Source organism: Polaromonas sp. (assembly GCF_036676035.1).
GTDB lineage: Bacteria > Pseudomonadota > Gammaproteobacteria > Burkholderiales > Burkholderiaceae_C > Polaromonas.
Genome location: NZ_JAKFDR010000097.1, coordinates 51801 through 65965, shown reverse-complemented (window position 1 = coordinate 65965; position 14165 = coordinate 51801). Strand labels below are relative to the sequence as shown.

At 62.5% G+C, this 14165-nt stretch carries 14 protein-coding genes; 3 read left to right on the top strand and 11 right to left on the bottom strand.

The features are described from left to right. Positions 1–2: 2 nt before the first annotated feature. From iolB to V6M61_RS14035, 7 genes are all read right to left on the bottom strand, one after another. A complete protein-coding gene (gene iolB / locus V6M61_RS14065; protein WP_332777200.1) occupies positions 3–818 on the bottom strand; it encodes a 5-deoxy-glucuronate isomerase in 816 nt (271 codons plus the stop codon). Position 819: 1 nt separating this feature from the next. Beyond that, positions 820–1731: a myo-inosose-2 dehydratase gene (iolE, locus tag V6M61_RS14060; RefSeq protein WP_332777199.1), complete on the bottom strand. Its 912-nt coding sequence runs from the start codon at positions 1729–1731 to the stop codon at positions 820–822. Positions 1732–1756: 25 nt separating this feature from the next. Then, complete coding sequence (gene iolD / locus V6M61_RS14055) at positions 1757–3625, bottom strand: 3D-(3,5/4)-trihydroxycyclohexane-1,2-dione acylhydrolase (decyclizing) (RefSeq protein ID WP_332777198.1); 1869 nt, start codon at positions 3623–3625, stop codon at positions 1757–1759. Positions 3626–3649: 24 nt separating this feature from the next. After that, the gene (locus tag V6M61_RS14050) at positions 3650–5602 is read right to left on the bottom strand and encodes a bifunctional 5-dehydro-2-deoxygluconokinase/5-dehydro-2-deoxyphosphogluconate aldolase (RefSeq protein WP_332777197.1); all 1953 of its coding nucleotides are present in this window, start codon (positions 5600–5602) and stop codon (positions 3650–3652) included. An 8-nt stretch (positions 5603–5610) separates the two neighbouring features. Beyond that, the gene (locus V6M61_RS14045) at positions 5611–6396 is read right to left on the bottom strand and encodes an ATP-binding cassette domain-containing protein (protein WP_332777196.1); all 786 of its coding nucleotides are present in this window, start codon (positions 6394–6396) and stop codon (positions 5611–5613) included. Positions 6397–6414: 18 nt separating this feature from the next. Continuing rightward, on the bottom strand, positions 6415–7557 hold the full coding sequence (locus tag V6M61_RS14040; RefSeq protein WP_332777195.1) for an ABC transporter permease: 1143 nt from the start codon (positions 7555–7557) through the stop codon (positions 6415–6417). 75 nt (positions 7558–7632) lie between these two features. After that, positions 7633–8670 carry a sugar ABC transporter substrate-binding protein gene (locus V6M61_RS14035; protein WP_442957782.1) on the bottom strand — a complete coding sequence of 346 codons (1038 nt, stop codon included), beginning with the start codon at positions 8668–8670 and terminating at the stop codon, positions 7633–7635. 229 nt (positions 8671–8899) lie between these two features. On the opposite strand from V6M61_RS14035, the gene V6M61_RS14030 reads away from it, so the two are divergent. From V6M61_RS14030 to V6M61_RS14020, 3 genes are read left to right on the top strand one after another with little or no spacing between them, the layout of a single operon-like run. Then, positions 8900–9769 carry a MurR/RpiR family transcriptional regulator gene (locus V6M61_RS14030; RefSeq protein WP_332777194.1) on the top strand — a complete coding sequence of 290 codons (870 nt, stop codon included), beginning with the start codon at positions 8900–8902 and terminating at the stop codon, positions 9767–9769. Positions 9770–9790: 21 nt separating this feature from the next. Further along, positions 9791–10786 (top strand): inositol 2-dehydrogenase, encoded by a 996-nt coding sequence (gene iolG / locus V6M61_RS14025; protein WP_332777193.1) that lies wholly within the window; start codon positions 9791–9793, stop codon positions 10784–10786. An 11-nt stretch (positions 10787–10797) separates the two neighbouring features. Beyond that, positions 10798–11820 carry a Gfo/Idh/MocA family oxidoreductase gene (locus V6M61_RS14020; RefSeq protein WP_332777192.1) on the top strand — a complete coding sequence of 341 codons (1023 nt, stop codon included), beginning with the start codon at positions 10798–10800 and terminating at the stop codon, positions 11818–11820. Positions 11821–12077: 257 nt separating this feature from the next. Here V6M61_RS14020 and V6M61_RS14015 read toward each other — a convergent pair whose 3' ends face one another. The 4 genes from V6M61_RS14015 to V6M61_RS14000 are packed head-to-tail and all read right to left on the bottom strand — an operon-like array spanning position 12078 to position 14116. Continuing rightward, positions 12078–12461, bottom strand: coding sequence for a hypothetical protein (locus V6M61_RS14015; RefSeq protein ID WP_332777191.1), 384 nt, complete (start codon positions 12459–12461; stop codon positions 12078–12080). A 31-nt stretch (positions 12462–12492) separates the two neighbouring features. Continuing rightward, entirely contained in the window at positions 12493–13398 is a 906-nt protein-coding gene (locus V6M61_RS14010) for a phosphoribosylaminoimidazolesuccinocarboxamide synthase (RefSeq protein WP_332777190.1), read from the bottom strand. Next, positions 13395–13790 carry a type II toxin-antitoxin system VapC family toxin gene (gene vapC, locus V6M61_RS14005; RefSeq protein ID WP_332777189.1) on the bottom strand — a complete coding sequence of 132 codons (396 nt, stop codon included), beginning with the start codon at positions 13788–13790 and terminating at the stop codon, positions 13395–13397. Before vapC ends, V6M61_RS14010 begins: the two co-directional genes overlap by 4 nt. Continuing rightward, entirely contained in the window at positions 13787–14116 is a 330-nt protein-coding gene (locus V6M61_RS14000) for a type II toxin-antitoxin system VapB family antitoxin (RefSeq protein ID WP_332777188.1), read from the bottom strand. The genes vapC and V6M61_RS14000 overlap by 4 nt, the downstream gene beginning before the upstream one ends. Positions 14117–14165: the final 49 nt, after the last annotated feature.

Sequence of the window (14165 nt, the reverse complement as noted above, 5' to 3'; positions counted from 1 at the left end):
CCTCAGCTGCGGGCCGGCGCCAGCATCCATTCGTGAGCCGGGTCGTTCTTGAAGACCCAGAAACGATTCGGTCCGGCCATCACGTTGAGGTAATACAGGTCGTAGCCATGCGGCGCGACCACCGGGTGGTAGCCGCGCGGCACCATCACCACGTCGTGGTTTTCCACGGCGCAGGCTTCGTCCAGGCTGCGGTCGTCGGTGTAGACGCGCTGAAAGGCGAAGCCCTGCGGCGGATTGAGACGGTGGTAGTAGGTTTCTTCGAGTTGGGTTTCGAGCGGCGGCTGCTCGATGTCGTGCTTGTGCGGCGGGTAGCTTGACGAGTGGCTGGCGGGCGTCATGACCTCTACCACCAGCAGGTGGGCAGCGGTGGGGTCGTCGTGCGGCAGGATGTCGCACACGTAGCGGGTGTTGGTGCCTTGGCCGCGCACGCTGCGGCGCATGCCGGCGGGGGCTATCACACGCACCTGGCGCACCTCATTGCCGCCGGGCGCTGTGCACAGCGCTACCTCCGCATCACGTTCGGCGCGCACCGACACGGTCTTCCCTGTCGGCACGTACACAGCGGCAGGGGACACCTCATCAAACACGCTGTTGCGCGTGCCCAAATGGCTGAAGGTCTGGCCATCCACCGTCACCTCGATGGTGCCGGTGAGCACCACCAGGCACAGCTCGCGGCTGCCGGTTTGCACGGTTTCGGTTTCACCCGCAGCCAGGCGAATGGCACGAAAACCCACATGGGTCCAGCCGGCGCGCTCGGGTGTGACGTTGACGATTTCGCGCCCGCTGGGCGCGGCCTTGACGAGCAGTGGGCTGACCATATCAAGCCTTCTCGCTCAGGCGGTCAACAATGCCGCGCAGGGTGTCATAACCCTTCTTGGCATATTCGTAGCTCGGGGCCACCGCCGGGTCCTGCTCGGCCTCAACCACCAGCCAACCCTCGTAACCGGCGTTCTTCAGCGTGGACAGCACGGCATCGTAGTCAAGTGCGCCGTCGCCCGGCACGGTGAAGGTGCCGTTGATGACGCCATTCAAAAAGCTCCAGCCGTCGTTGCGCGCCTGCGCGATCACCTTGGTCCGCACATCCTTGCAGTGCACATGCACCACGCGCTTGACGTGTTTTTTGAGCAGCGCAGTCGGATCGGCCGCGCCACCAAAGTAGGCGTGGCCGGTGTCAAACAGCAGGAACACTTTGCCGGGGTCGGTCAGTTCCATCAGCTTGTCCACATCGGCCGGTGACTCAACATAGGCGCCCATGTGGTGGTGGTAGGCCAGCTTGATGCCGTAGGTCTTGAGCAGGTGCTCGCCGAAGGCATTGAGGCGCTCGGCATAGGCCTGCCACAGCGCGTCACTGGCAAAGCGCGGGCGCTTGGACACGGGGGTGTCAATCTGGCCCTGGATGGTGTCGGCGCATTCGCCGTACACCACAACTTTCACGCCGTTGTACTGCAGCTTGCTCATGTGGGCCTGACAACGCGCTATCTCGGCCTGCACCGTGTCGTTGCCCAAGAAGCCGGAGTACCAGCCCGACACGCAGGCCAGGCCGAACTCGTCGAGCTTGGCTTTCAGGCCCGGGCCATCCTTGGGAAATTTGTTGCCCAGCTCGAAGCCTTCGTAACCGATTTCCTTGCCCTCTTTCAGCGCGGTTTCCAGCAAGGTTTCGCCGCCCAGCGAGGGCAGGTCGTCGTTCATCCACGACAGGGGGTTGATGCCGATGCGGACGTTCCAAGTCATGACAGGTTCTCTTTCAGATAAGGTTTCAAGGGCGTTGTTCTTGCTTGGCGGCGACGTAGCGCGCATGCGCATCGTTCACCTCGGTGCGGGTGGAGACTTCGGGGATCGCCACCTCCCACCAGCAACCGCCGTCTTCGGTGGTGCGGCTGTGGGTGGTGTCTATCACCAGCACCTGCGTGCGCGTGGCGGCGCGGGCGCGGGCCATCGCCGCTTTGAGTTCAATCACGTCCTTCACATGCACCGCCTCGGCGCCCATGCTGCGCGCGTGCATGGCAAAGTCGATCTGGCTGGCGTTGCCGCCTTCGGGCACGCAGTCGTCGAGCATGTTGTTGAAGCTGGGGCTGCCAGAAGCAAGCTGCAGCCGCTCTATGCAGCCGTAGCCCCGGTTGTCGAGCACCACGATGATGAGCTTTTTACCCAGCAGCACCGAGGTGGCGATTTCGGAGTTCATCATCATGTAGGAGCCATCGCCCACCATGACAATCACCTCCTGCTCGGGTCGGGCCATCTTGACGCCAAGGCCACCGGCAATCTCGTAGCCCATGCACGAGTAGCCGTACTCCACGTGGTAATTGCCCGGCAGGCTGGCGCGCCAGAGTTTGTGCAACTCGGCCGGCAAGGTTCCGGCAGCGCAAATCACCACATCCCGGGTGCCACTGTCGCCGCCCGCGTCATTGAGTGAGTCGCGCACGGCGCCTATCACTTCCGCGTCATACGGCAACACGTCCTTGGCGACAGCGGTGGTGAGTTCGGTGACACGGGCCAGCCAGCCTGCGGCTTGCGTTTGGGCGCGTGCCGTCCAGCCGGCATCGGCCTTCCAGTCGCCCACGGCGGCGCTGAGCTGACCCAGGCCCACGCGGGCATCGGCCACCAGTGACGCGCCGTGCCATTTGGCGGCATCGACGCTGTGCACGTTCAGACTCAACAGTCTGGCATTGGCAAACAGGCTGTGTGAGCCGGTGGTGAAGTCCTGCAACCGTGTACCAATGGCCAGGACGACATCGGCATCGCGCGCCAGCGCATTGGCAGCGGGTGAGCCGGTCACGCCGACTGCGCCCAGATTGAGCGGGTGGTCCCACGGCAGGCTGCTCTTGCCCGCCTGCGACTCAAGCACGGGCACGCCATGGACTTCAGCGAAGGCACGCAAGGCGTCCCAGGCCTGGCTGTAGAGCACACCGCCACCGGCCACGATGACCGGTTGCCGGGCAGTGCGCAACAGGCCCGCCGCACGCTCCAGCTCGCGGGCGTCCGCCGGAGGACGGCGAAAACGGAGCACCTCGGGCTGCAAAAAGCTCTCCGGACAGTCGAAGACGTGGGTCTGCACGTCTTGCGGCAAGGCCAAACACACCGGGCCGCAGGCGGCCGGGTCGGTCATCACCTGAATCGCCCGGGGCAAGGCCGTGAGGATCTGCTCGGCGCGGGTGATGCGGTCGAAATAGCGGGTCACCGGCCTGAACGCATCGTTGGCCGTCAAGTCACCCTGCGAGAAGTCTTCAATCTGTTGCAGCACCGGGTCGGGCGCGCGGGAGCTGAAGGTGTCTCCGGGCAGCAGCAACACCGGCAGGCGGTTCACATGGGCCAGTGCAGCGGCCGTCACCAGGTTGGTGGCACCGGGTCCTATGCTGGTCGTCACGGCCATGATGCGCTGGCGGAACTGCGCCTTGCTGTAGGCAATCGCTGCATGAGCCATGGCTTGCTCGTTGTGTGCCCGGGAGATGGGCAGCTCATGGCGGCTGGCCCAAAGCGCCTCGCCCAGGCCGGCCACATTACCGTGGCCAAAAATCGAGAACACACCAGCGCAATAGGGCTGGATGCTGCCATCGTTCAATTCAACGCGCAGCGCGGCCAAATGTTGAACCAGCGCTTGCGACATCGTGAGTCGTTGGGTTTTCATGGGACGGTGTTTCGAGGGTTGAGGTCAAGCGGCCGCACGCACCGCACTGTGCCGGTTGCGCCAGGCATCCACCAGCGTAGCAAAGTTGTGAGCGACCTCGCTCACAAAGCTGTCATCGTCCAGCTCGCCCTTGAGCCATCGCAGCGAGGCGTCGGCCCACAGCGTGCGTCCCACCATGAAGCCTTTGACGATGGGGTTGGTGGCCAGCGTAAAGCTGTCGGCCAGAACTTGCAAGGGTTGGTTCAAGCCCAGAATGACCGCTCCCCTGCAATGCGGGTCCCGCTCGACCACCAGCGCCGCCAGGGCAGACCAGCCCGGCGCCTGCATGGGCGCGAGCTTCCACCACTCGGGCTTGACGCCCAGGTTGTAAAAGCGTTTGACGGTGCGCAGCACCGCCGCGTCTTCGGTGCCTGCTGGCGTCAGTGCCTTCGGCGTGATGATTTCCAGCAGCAGCTCATTGCCGCTTTCGCGCGTGGCCTCCCACAGCTCCAGCACTTTTTGCTCCTGCTCCAGGCGCAGCTCAAACGCGTCGTCGGGGTGGTAATGCACCAGGCACTTCACCACCTGCTCCGTGGGCCAGTGAATCAGTGCGCTGCCAATGGAGCGCGTGCCATCGAAGCGCAAGGGCCGCGAGCCGGGCAGCTCGATCGGGCGCCCCACCCACCAGCCACGGCCGGTCGCGCTGGCCAGCGCGTCGGCACCATAGTCGCCGCCATCAATCAGCACACCGGTATGGCCTTGCAGCTGGTGGCTGCGCTCGACCTGTTCGGCGGTCTTGACCAGCAATTTTTTAAGCTCGGGAATACGCGACTCGCTGGCGCCCGCTTCGCGTGCAAGGTCGAAAAACTGGCTGCGGTGGTCAAAGGCCATCACGCACAGCTCGCGCCAGTCGGGCCGCGCCGCCGTCACGCGGTGCAGGTGCGCCAGTTGCTGGTCGGCATCGACCTTGGGGTTGCGGCTGCCACCGAACCAGTGGGCCAGCTCGGCCGGCGTGGGCATGGCGGCGGAGCAGGCGTGGCGCGACACCACCATCGCGCCGCAGGCATTGGCCGTCCGGGTGGACTCCGCCCAATCCTTGCCCTGCAGCAGGCTGGCCATCAAGCCGGACAGGAACGCATCACCCGCACCCAGCACATTGAGCACCTCGACCCGTTCGCCGCGGAAGGTGGGCGCATCGTCGATGTTTGTCGGAATAGCCCCCTCGATCACGCTGCAGCCTAAAGCGCCCCGTTTGACCACCAGGGTCGCGGCACTGACCGCGCGCACCGCACGCAGGCTGGCCATGAGGTCACCGGCCACGCCGCCCGCAATAAAAAACTCTTCTTCGGTACCGACCAGCAGGTCGAACGCGGGCAGCATCTCCTGCAACTGTTGCGTGACGTGGGCGTCCGCCACGTAGCGGTTTTCGCCGGCGCCGCGCGAGGTCAAGCCCCACAGCACCGGCCGGTAGTCAATGTCCAGCACACGGACAACTCCGTGCTGTTTCGCATACATCAGCGCCGCCTGCGAGGCCCGGCGCGTGCCCGGTGTGGACAAATGTGTGCCGGTAATGGCCAGCGCCCGGCACTGGGCAATGAATTGCTCGTCAATCTGGTCGGCATCCACCGCCATGTCGGCGCAGTTTTCACGCATGAACAGCAGCGGGAACGTGTCGCGGTCTTTCAGGCCCAGCAAGACCTGCGCCGTGAGGCGCTCCGGGTCCACCTGCACCTGACTGGTGTCGCAACCTTCCTGCTGCAACGTTTCCGTCAGGAATCGCCCCATCTGCTCGTTGCCGACGCGCGAGATCATGGCGCTCTTGAGGCCCAGACGCGCCACGCCAAAAGCCAGGTTGGCCGAACTGCCCCCCAAGTACATGGCCATGCTGCGCGCATCTTCCAGCCGGCTGCCGAACTGCTGGGCGTAAAGATCAACCGCCAGACGCCCCAGACAGGCCAGGTCGATGCGGCGGTGCGCGGGAAATTTCAATATTGTCATCAGTGGCCTCAAATCGTTACGCCATCGAGATCAGCCATGAGCTTTTGCATCTCTTCGCCGCCAGCCATCATGTCCAGTACCTCTTCTTTACTCACCTCCTGCTTCAGGTAGGTGCCCAGGGACTTGCCGCGGTTGAGAAGTGTGAAGCTGTCGCCAATCGGGTACGCATGGTTCACGTTGTGCGTGATGAAAATGACCGAAATGCCGCGTGACCGTGCCTTGGAAATCAGCTTGAGCACATTGACGGACTGCTTGACCCCGAGCGCCGCTGTAGGCTCGTCAAGAATCAACACCTTGGCACCGAAGTGGATGGCGCGTGCGATCGCCAGGCATTGCCGCTCACCCCCGGACATGGTGCCTATCATCTGGTCGGCGTCCCGAATCCGGATGCCCATTTCTCTCAGTTTTTCGCTGGCCGTTCTGGCGGCCAGTTCGTGGTCCATGACAGGCAGCAGGCCGAAGATTTTCTTGATCGGCTCCCGGCCCATGAAAAAGTTGCGGGCCACGCTCATCAGTGGCACCAGTGCCAAGTCCTGATAAACGGTAGCGATGCCAAGATCGAGTGCCTCACGCGGCGAGCAGAAGCGCACGGCCTTGCCCTCCACCAGGTACTCGCCCTTGTCCGGTGCATGGACGCCGGCCAGTGTTTTGATGAGCGTGGATTTGCCCGCACCGTTGTCGCCCAGCAGGCAATGCACTTCGCCACGGCGCAGGCGCAGTGTTACGCCGTTGAGGGCGATCACGGAGCCAAAAAACTTGCTGACGTCCTCGAGTTGAAGAATATGGTCGTTCATGCTGTGTCTCCGTGGTGCTTAGCGCTTGCCCTGCGCAAATCGTGTGCGGATGAAATTGTTGAAAAGCACCGCAACCAAGAGCATCAATCCGAGAAAAACCCGGTACCAGTTGTTGTCGATGCTGGTGTAGCCGATGCCGATTTGCACCATGCCGAAAATCAGGGCGCCAAATGCGGCCCCGATGACCGAGCCATAGCCGCCGGTGAGCAGGCAACCCCCGATGACCGCGGCAATGATGGCCTCAAACTCTTTTTGCAGGCCCCGGTCCGCCGCCGCCGACCCGGCGTCCGCGACTTGCAGAATGGCGAAGACCGTGGCGCAGAACGCCATCAACATGAACAGGCCAATCTTGACCCGCGCCACCGGAATGCCCACGTTCTTGGCGGCGTTGGCATCACCGCCTATGGCCTGAATCCAGTTGCCGACACGCGTGCGGGCCAGCACAAATGCACCTGCGGCTGTCAGCGCCAGCCACCACAGCACGGCCTTGGGCAGACCAATGGCCAGTGCCCTGCCATCATCGCGAACGGCCAACATGCCGGCACGGGCCAGGGCATCGAACAAGCCGGTCAAAGTGTAGCCATGAAACAGGAAGGAGATCAGCGGATCGTGGGCAATCATGTCACGCAAGACCAGATCGCCATGGGTGCTGAGGATGGTCTTGCCCGTGAAAATGACCGATACGGCGAGCGACAGGCCGCGCAGGATGAAGAAAAAAGCCAGTGTCACGATGAATGAAGGCAGCCCGGTGCGCACCACAATCCAGCCGTTGAGCCAGCCCAGACACAGGGCCACCCCAAAGGTGAAAATGGCGGACAGCCAAATGGGCCAGCCCCAGTAGAGGGCGGGGATCGCAAACAGCATGCCGCCGAAGCCGATCATCGACCCCACCGAGAGGTCGAATTCGCCGGCAATCATCAGCAACGCCGCCCCTACGGCCAGCACGCCCAGGTAGGCGGCGACGGTGCTCCAGTTGATGATGCCCTCGGCGCTGAACATGCCCGAGCCGCCGGCGCTCAGACCAAAAATGGCAAACACCAGAACGGTGCCGGCGAGCGCGCCAAACTCGGGGCGGGACATCAGCTTGCGCAGGGGGCTTAGCTGCCGCACCCGGTCATCGTCCAATGCCGTGGACGCGGGTTTCGTGGCTTGTTGGTTCATGGTGGTAGCAGTCATTGGTTGTCAGACCTTGGTTGCAGGCAAAGCGCGCTGGTGGCCTTGCCTGCGGTTTGCAAATTAGCGGTATTGACCGGCGTATTTTTCGACCTTGCCAATGTTGTCCTTGGTCACGAAGCCCGGACCGGAGCCGATGTGGCGGGCACCGTAGGCCGGGGCCAGTCCGTACTCGTTGAACCGGGCCATGGTCTTGCTGTTGGCCTTGACAGCGGCGGCCACCTTTGCGAGGTCCGTGCTGTTGCTCGCTTTCATGGTGGCCAGCACGGCCACCGGTATGTAGCCCTGGAGGTAGGGTTGCTGGTCGATGCCGAACTTCACAGAACCATCCTTGATGCCTTTGGAAATTTCATCCGACAGGTCGAAACTGGCCATCCACAGCTTGCCCTTCTGGCCGTTTTTCTCCAGGGCCTTGAGCGTTGGGTGGGCAGAGGTTGGGCCCAGGGTGAGCACGGCATTGGTGCCGGGATTCTGGCGCATATAGGCGGAAACCTTGGCTTCGACGCCGGTCGGATCGTCGCCCGAGTCGATGGTGCTTTTCTTGAAGTCCGCCCCGATGGCATCGGCAAAGCCGCGGCAACGCTCGAAGGAAGCGGGGTTGGTGGCGTAGTGATTGACGCACAGGAAGCTCTTGACACCATCGGCCTTGGCGCGCTCGCCGGCGCCTTTGCCGGCGGCATATTCAGGCTGGCCGACATGCATGACGGCGCCCAGCTTTTCGCTTTGTTCGGTCGTGCCTGAATTGATGGTGATGACAGGGATCTTCTTGTCGGTGAGTTTCTTGATGGCGCCCTGCAGCACGTTGAAATCGGCAATCGTGACAATGACGCCGTCATACCCTTGGGCCGCAGCCTGTTCGATCAGGCGTGCCATGTCGGCCAGATCGCCATTGGGCGGGTTGCGGTAGTCAACGCGCACGCCATAGTCCTCGCCAGCCTGCTTGACGGAGTTCTTGATGGTGTTCCACCACGAGTCGGAATCGGGTGCATGGCTGATCAGGGCGAACTTGGTTTGGGCGGCAGCAAAGCTGCTGGTGACCACCATGGCGCTGACGAGCAGGGTTTTGAGAAAGGCCTGACGGGAATACTTGCGTGTTTTCATGTTGTCTCCTTGGAAGCGTGTTGAAAGCGTGAAGAGCCGAAATTGCCGGGCGCTTGGGGTTGCCGGACAACAGACGCGGGGGCGCCGCAATCTGAGAAAAATTTTATCGAGTTTCTTGAAAAATAGAAATATGTTTCTGATTAGGATAAACCCTAGACCGAGTTTTCTTTTTTTGCATCTTGTTAGATAATTATTTCTAAACCTGATTCCCTCCAACGAAATTGACCCCATGACCACTGAACCCCATCCCCCGGTCACCGAAGAAGCGCTGATCAAGGCCATCGCGCGTGATTTTGAGGGGCTAAGCCGCCAGCTCAAGGCCATTGGCCGGCATATAGAGCAGCATCGCTCGCAGTTGGGAATTCAATCCATCCAGGAGGTGGCGCAGTACTGCGACGTGCAGCCCTCGGCCGTGGTCCGCTTTGCCAAGCATTTCGGGTTCAGCGGTTTTTCGGCCATGCAAAAGCTGTTTCGGGAGGGCCTGGCCCAGCAGATTTCGCCCAGCCGCAACTACCAGTCGCGCATACGCCAGGCCATCGAGTCCGGTGCGCGGGATCTGACCAGTGCCGAGATCGCGCACGCCCTGATAGGCGGCGGCATCGCCGGCATGGAGGAGTTGCAGCGCACGCTGCAGGAGCCCGCCTTCGAAGAGTCCGTGAACTTGCTGGCAGGTGCCGAGACCGTCTGGTTGATGGCGTCACGGCGTTCGTTCGCGGTCTCCACTTATCTCGCCTATGCCTTGCAGCACACCGACAAGCGGGTGCAGCACATCACGTCCATGGGCAGCATGCAGGACGGCCAGCTGCGCGGCATGCTGCGCGAAGATGTGCTGATCGCGATTTCGTTTGCCCCGTATGCCGAGGAGACCGAAAGCATCGTGCGGCAGGCCCACGAACGCGGCGCCCGCATCATCGCCATCACGGACAGTCGCCTGAGTCCGCTGGCGCGTCTCGCGACCTGCTCGCTGCTGGTGCAGGAAACCAGTGTCTTCGGCTTTCGTGCCCTGACCAATTCCATGGCGGTCGCGCAAAGCCTGTTCATGGCCCTGGCCTACCGCCTTGAACTCGATTACCAACCCACCCGCGCCCAAGCGGTCTGATATTTCCTGAAAGCCCCCTCCATGAAAAAAGTTGCCTTGTTTGGCGCCGGCCGCATTGGCCGCATCCACGCCACCAACCTCTGCGCCCTGCCGGGTGTCGAACTTGCTGCCGTCAGCGACCCCGTCGCCGCCTCCTGCGCAGAACTTGCCCAGACCTACGGTGCCCGAGTTGACTCCATTGACAACATCTTTGCCGATCCGGGCATTGATGCGGTCGTCATCGGCAGCCCCACCACCACGCACAGTGATCTCATCACCCGTGCGGCCCGGGCGGGCAAGCACATCTTTTGCGAAAAACCGGTGGACCTGTCGGCGGTTCGTGCCCAGGCTTGCGCGCAAGCGGTGGCCGCAGCGGGTGTGGCGTGCATGATCGGCTTCCAGCGACGTTTTGACCCGACCTTCAACCAGGCCAAGGTGCGCCTGGACCGGGGTGACATCGGCAACCCCGAGATGCTGGTCATCACCAGCCGCGACCCCGGCGCGCCGCCCGTCGACTACATCAAAAACTCGGGCGGCATTTTCCGTGACATGCTGATCCACGACTTCGATGTGTTTCGCTGGATGCTGTGCGGTGACGGCGACGAGGCCGCCTGGCTCAGCGCAACCGGTTCTTGCCTGACCGATCCCGCCATTGCGCAGGCCGGTGACATGGACTGCACCGCCGTCACCATCCGGACCAAGAAGGGACGCCTGTGCCAGATCAACACCACGCGCCGCGCCGCCTACGGTTATGACCAGCGCTTTGAGGTGATCGGCTCCGCCGGCATGCTCCAGTGTGGCAACCATCGCCCCAGCGAAGTAACGCAGGCTGACGCGCAGGGCACCCGCGTTGACAACCCGGAAGCCTTCTTCCTGCAGCGCTATGCGGATGCCTATCGCCTTGAGATAGCGCACTTCTTTGAACAACTGCAGACGGGTGGCGTCTTTCGCACCACCATTGAAGACGGTGTCCGGGCCCAGGTGCTGGCTGATGCGGCCGCGCAAAGCGCGGCGTCTGGCCAGGCGGTTGAATTTTGAAGGCGACCACCATGAATCCCAAGATGTTGAGAGTGGGTATCGCCGGCCTGGGCCGGCTCGGCCAACGCCACGCCGAGGCCCTGGCGTTTCGGACCCGCCATTGCCAGCTGGTGGCCGCCTGCAGCCCGTCTGCCAGTGAACGTGCGTTCGCCGGCGAACAACTGGGGGTGGAACGGCTGTACGAGGACTTTGACGCTTTTGTTGCCGACCCCACGCTGGATGCGGTGGTGCTGGTCACGCCAACCTCGCTGCACGCCGACCAGACCATTGCGGCACTGAAGGCGGGCAAGCACGTGTTCGTGGAAAAACCTTTGGCGCTGAATGTCGAGGACTGCGATCGGGTGCTGGCCGTAGCGCAGCAACACCCCGCGCAGGTTGCGATGGTGGGGTTCGTGCGGCGCTTTGACCCGAGCTATTTGAACGCGTACGCAACTGTTGCCGCGGGCGAGATCGGGCGACCATTTCTGGTTCGCTCGCAAACCTGTGACCAAAATGACCCGGATGGGTTCTTCGTGCGTTTTGCGCCGACCTCCGGCGGCATCTTCATGGACTGTAGCGTGCACGACATCGACCTGGCGCGCTGGATGCTGGGCAAGCCCCGGGCCTTGCGGGCCTTTGCCACCGGCACCATTGCACTGCATCCGGCGCTGGCGGAGTTTGGCGATGTGGACAACGGCATGGCGGTGGTGGAGTTCGAGGGCGGCGCACGGGCGGTGCTGTATGCCTCCCGCACCATGGCGCATGGCCACGAGACCAGCACCGAAGTGATTGGGACCGCAGGCAAGCTGACCGTTGGCGAACACGCGGCGCGCGATCGCGTAGTTCGCAGTGACGGCCATGGGGTGCGCCACGCCGTGGTGAAAGATTTCTACGAGCGCTTCGAGACCGCTTTTGCGGCCGAGATGGCGGCCTTTGTCGAGGCCTGCCGAGGGGAGCAAGCCCTGGCCCTCACGCTGGCGGACGCGCTGGAAGCCACCCGCATCGGACTGGCCATCACCCGTTCCCTGCGCAGCGGTCTGCCCGAGACGGTGTGAACCGTTCCCGGCGCCCCATCATGAGGTGCCTTGATTCGCTGCAACGCCGAATTTACGCTATTGATTTTATAGCAGAAACCGACCGTTCTTATTGGGCTAGAGGCTTAAATTCCGGACATAAAATCCGATTGGTCCGGGTAACTTTCAGGCAGACTCATTGAACGACCAGGCCGGGTCTCGCCCCGGCCTGACAGTGAAGGGCAAGCCGCTATCACCAATAGCCGCTCGTACGGGCACGTTTCACAGTCCCTGCTAACTCAATGCCCAAACAGTAATCGGCTGAGGTTGAAAACCAAGCCCACTACAAAGGCTTGAAACAAGGCCACGCGCGACGACGGCTGGGCCAAGTTCGTGGAATTCAGCAAGGCCCTGCTTCGCCAGAGCACAATCAGCACCCCAGCCGCCAGCGGGCTAAGCAAGGCATTGAGCCATTGCCACACGGGCATGCGCAAGGCCAGCACCGGAAAGAAATAAACGCTGGCCAGCCCCAGCACAAAGCCCAGCGCCGCACCCACCAACGCGTCACTCAGCGGGTCCGTATCAGGCGGCGCACGCAAAGATTTGCGCAGTCCGACATTGGACAGCTCGGCCAGCAATGTCAGCACACCATTAATGAAGATTTCGGCCAGCCACTCCATCATGCAGCGCTCAGCTTCTGCCGCGCTCCTGAATTTAGGCGGTCAGCCGCGCCAGCGCTTCCTGGTATTTGGCGGCCGTCTTGTTGGCCACGTCGGGCGGCAGCTGCGGTGCCGGCGGGGTTTTGTCCCAGGGCTTGCCGTTGATGCGCACGCTCTCCAGCCAGTCGCGCACAAACTGCTTGTCGTAGCTGGGCGGGTTATCGCCTGCTGCAAAAGCCGTTTCGTAACCCTCAATAGGCCAGTAGCGTGAGGAGTCGGGCGTCAGCACTTCGTCCATCAGGGTCAGGGTGCCGTGTTCGTCCAGGCCAAACTCGAACTTGGTGTCGGCGATGATGATGCCCTTGGTCAGCGCAAAGGCCGCAGCGGTTTGGTAAATCTCGATGCTGATCTTTTTGATCTGCGCGGCGAGTTCAGGGCCCACCACCTTCACCACCTGCTCGTAGCTGATGTTTTCGTCATGCTCGCCCACCTCGGCCTTGGCGGCCGGCGTGAAGATGGGCTCGGGCAGTTTGCTGGCGTTTTTCAGGCCGGCTGGCAGCGGCACGCCGCAGACCGACTGGCTGTCCTGGTACTCCTTCCAGCCGCTGCCGGCCAGGTAGCCGCGCACTACGGCTTCGACCGGGATCGGCTTGAGGCGCTTGACCAGCATGGAGCGGCCCGTGACCTGCGGCACCTCGGCCGGCGTGACCACGCTTTCGGGCGCTTCGCCGGTCAGGTGGTTGGGGCACAGATGGCCCAGCTTGTCAAACCAGAACAGCGCCATTTGCGTGAGCAGCGCGCCCTTGCCCGGGATCGGCTCGCCCAGGATCACGTCGAACGCGCTGAGCCGGTCGCTGGCCACCATCAGCAGCCGGTCCTTGCCGACGGCATAGTTGTCACGGACCTTGCCGCGGGCGAGCAGGGGCAGGCTTTCAAGGGAGGAGGTGTGAAGAGTAGTCATAGAAGTTGCAAGCGCTTATCAATAGTGGCGAGGGCGATGAAATCACGGTCGGCGTGGAGCAGGGGCTCGCCCGCCTCGATAGCGCAGGCGGCGATCAAGCAGTCGTTGGGACTGCGAATGGTGATGCCTTGCCATCGACAACGGGCATAGAGCATGGCAGCGTGGCGAGCAAGGTCTCTCGCGTCGTCGGGCTTGAACAAGGGTACCGCGTCCAGTCGGGCTTGCAAAAGCATGAAATGCTGTGGGTTGGGTGCGCCCTGAAGCACTTCCCGGTAAACGACCTCCGGCATGAGCAATGTCTCACTGGCGCGTATCGCTTGTTGCAGTCTCAAATCGACCAACGACCCGGTTGCCCGCAGCAGTTCAATCCAAGCCGAGGAATCCGCAATCATGGGCGCTTGATCGCAGGTATTTTTTTTGCGCGCAGCTTCGCTTTGGGCGCGCTCACGGTTTTGGGCCACGCGGCTTGCGGCTCAGACACGGAAGGAGGGGTTTCCAAAGACTGGGAATAGCGCGGGTGGGTAAACAAGGCCTTGGGATCGTAGTCGTCAGCAATCACCCCAGTGCCTGCCAGCGCCAACAGCCCGGAATAGTCCGGCGCTTTCACGTAAGCGCGCAGCGCGGCCTCGACAGCCGCTTTTTTGGTGGTGACCCGGGCGCGGGCCATGGCCTGGGCGACCAGTTCATCGTCCAGAACAATATTGGTTCGTGTGTTCATGCCTATACACCTTCGATGTGTATAGCAATTATGCCACCGTGCTCTCCGG

What these genes read in the sequence shown, in the direction of transcription:
- iolB (WP_332777200.1), bottom strand. Translation starts at nt 818, where the DNA reads ATGGTCAGCCCACTGCTCGTCAAGGCCGCGCCCAGCGGGCGCGAAATC.
- iolE (WP_332777199.1), bottom strand. Translation starts at nt 1,731, where the DNA reads ATGACTTGGAACGTCCGCATCGGCATCAACCCCCTGTCGTGGATGAAC.
- iolD (WP_332777198.1), bottom strand. Translation starts at nt 3,625, where the DNA reads ATGAAAACCCAACGACTCACGATGTCGCAAGCGCTGGTTCAACATTTG.
- V6M61_RS14050 (WP_332777197.1), bottom strand. Translation starts at nt 5,602, where the DNA reads ATGACAATATTGAAATTTCCCGCGCACCGCCGCATCGACCTGGCCTGT.
- V6M61_RS14045 (WP_332777196.1), bottom strand. Translation starts at nt 6,396, where the DNA reads ATGAACGACCATATTCTTCAACTCGAGGACGTCAGCAAGTTTTTTGGC.
- V6M61_RS14040 (WP_332777195.1), bottom strand. Translation starts at nt 7,557, where the DNA reads ATGAACCAACAAGCCACGAAACCCGCGTCCACGGCATTGGACGATGAC.
- V6M61_RS14035 (WP_442957782.1), bottom strand. Translation starts at nt 8,670, where the DNA reads ATGAAAACACGCAAGTATTCCCGTCAGGCCTTTCTCAAAACCCTGCTC.
- V6M61_RS14030 (WP_332777194.1), top strand. Translation starts at nt 8,900, where the DNA reads ATGACCACTGAACCCCATCCCCCGGTCACCGAAGAAGCGCTGATCAAG.
- iolG (WP_332777193.1), top strand. Translation starts at nt 9,791, where the DNA reads ATGAAAAAAGTTGCCTTGTTTGGCGCCGGCCGCATTGGCCGCATCCAC.
- V6M61_RS14020 (WP_332777192.1), top strand. Translation starts at nt 10,798, where the DNA reads ATGAATCCCAAGATGTTGAGAGTGGGTATCGCCGGCCTGGGCCGGCTC.
- V6M61_RS14015 (WP_332777191.1), bottom strand. Translation starts at nt 12,461, where the DNA reads ATGATGGAGTGGCTGGCCGAAATCTTCATTAATGGTGTGCTGACATTG.
- V6M61_RS14010 (WP_332777190.1), bottom strand. Translation starts at nt 13,398, where the DNA reads ATGACTACTCTTCACACCTCCTCCCTTGAAAGCCTGCCCCTGCTCGCC.
- vapC (WP_332777189.1), bottom strand. Translation starts at nt 13,790, where the DNA reads ATGATTGCGGATTCCTCGGCTTGGATTGAACTGCTGCGGGCAACCGGG.
- V6M61_RS14000 (WP_332777188.1), bottom strand. Translation starts at nt 14,116, where the DNA reads ATGAACACACGAACCAATATTGTTCTGGACGATGAACTGGTCGCCCAG.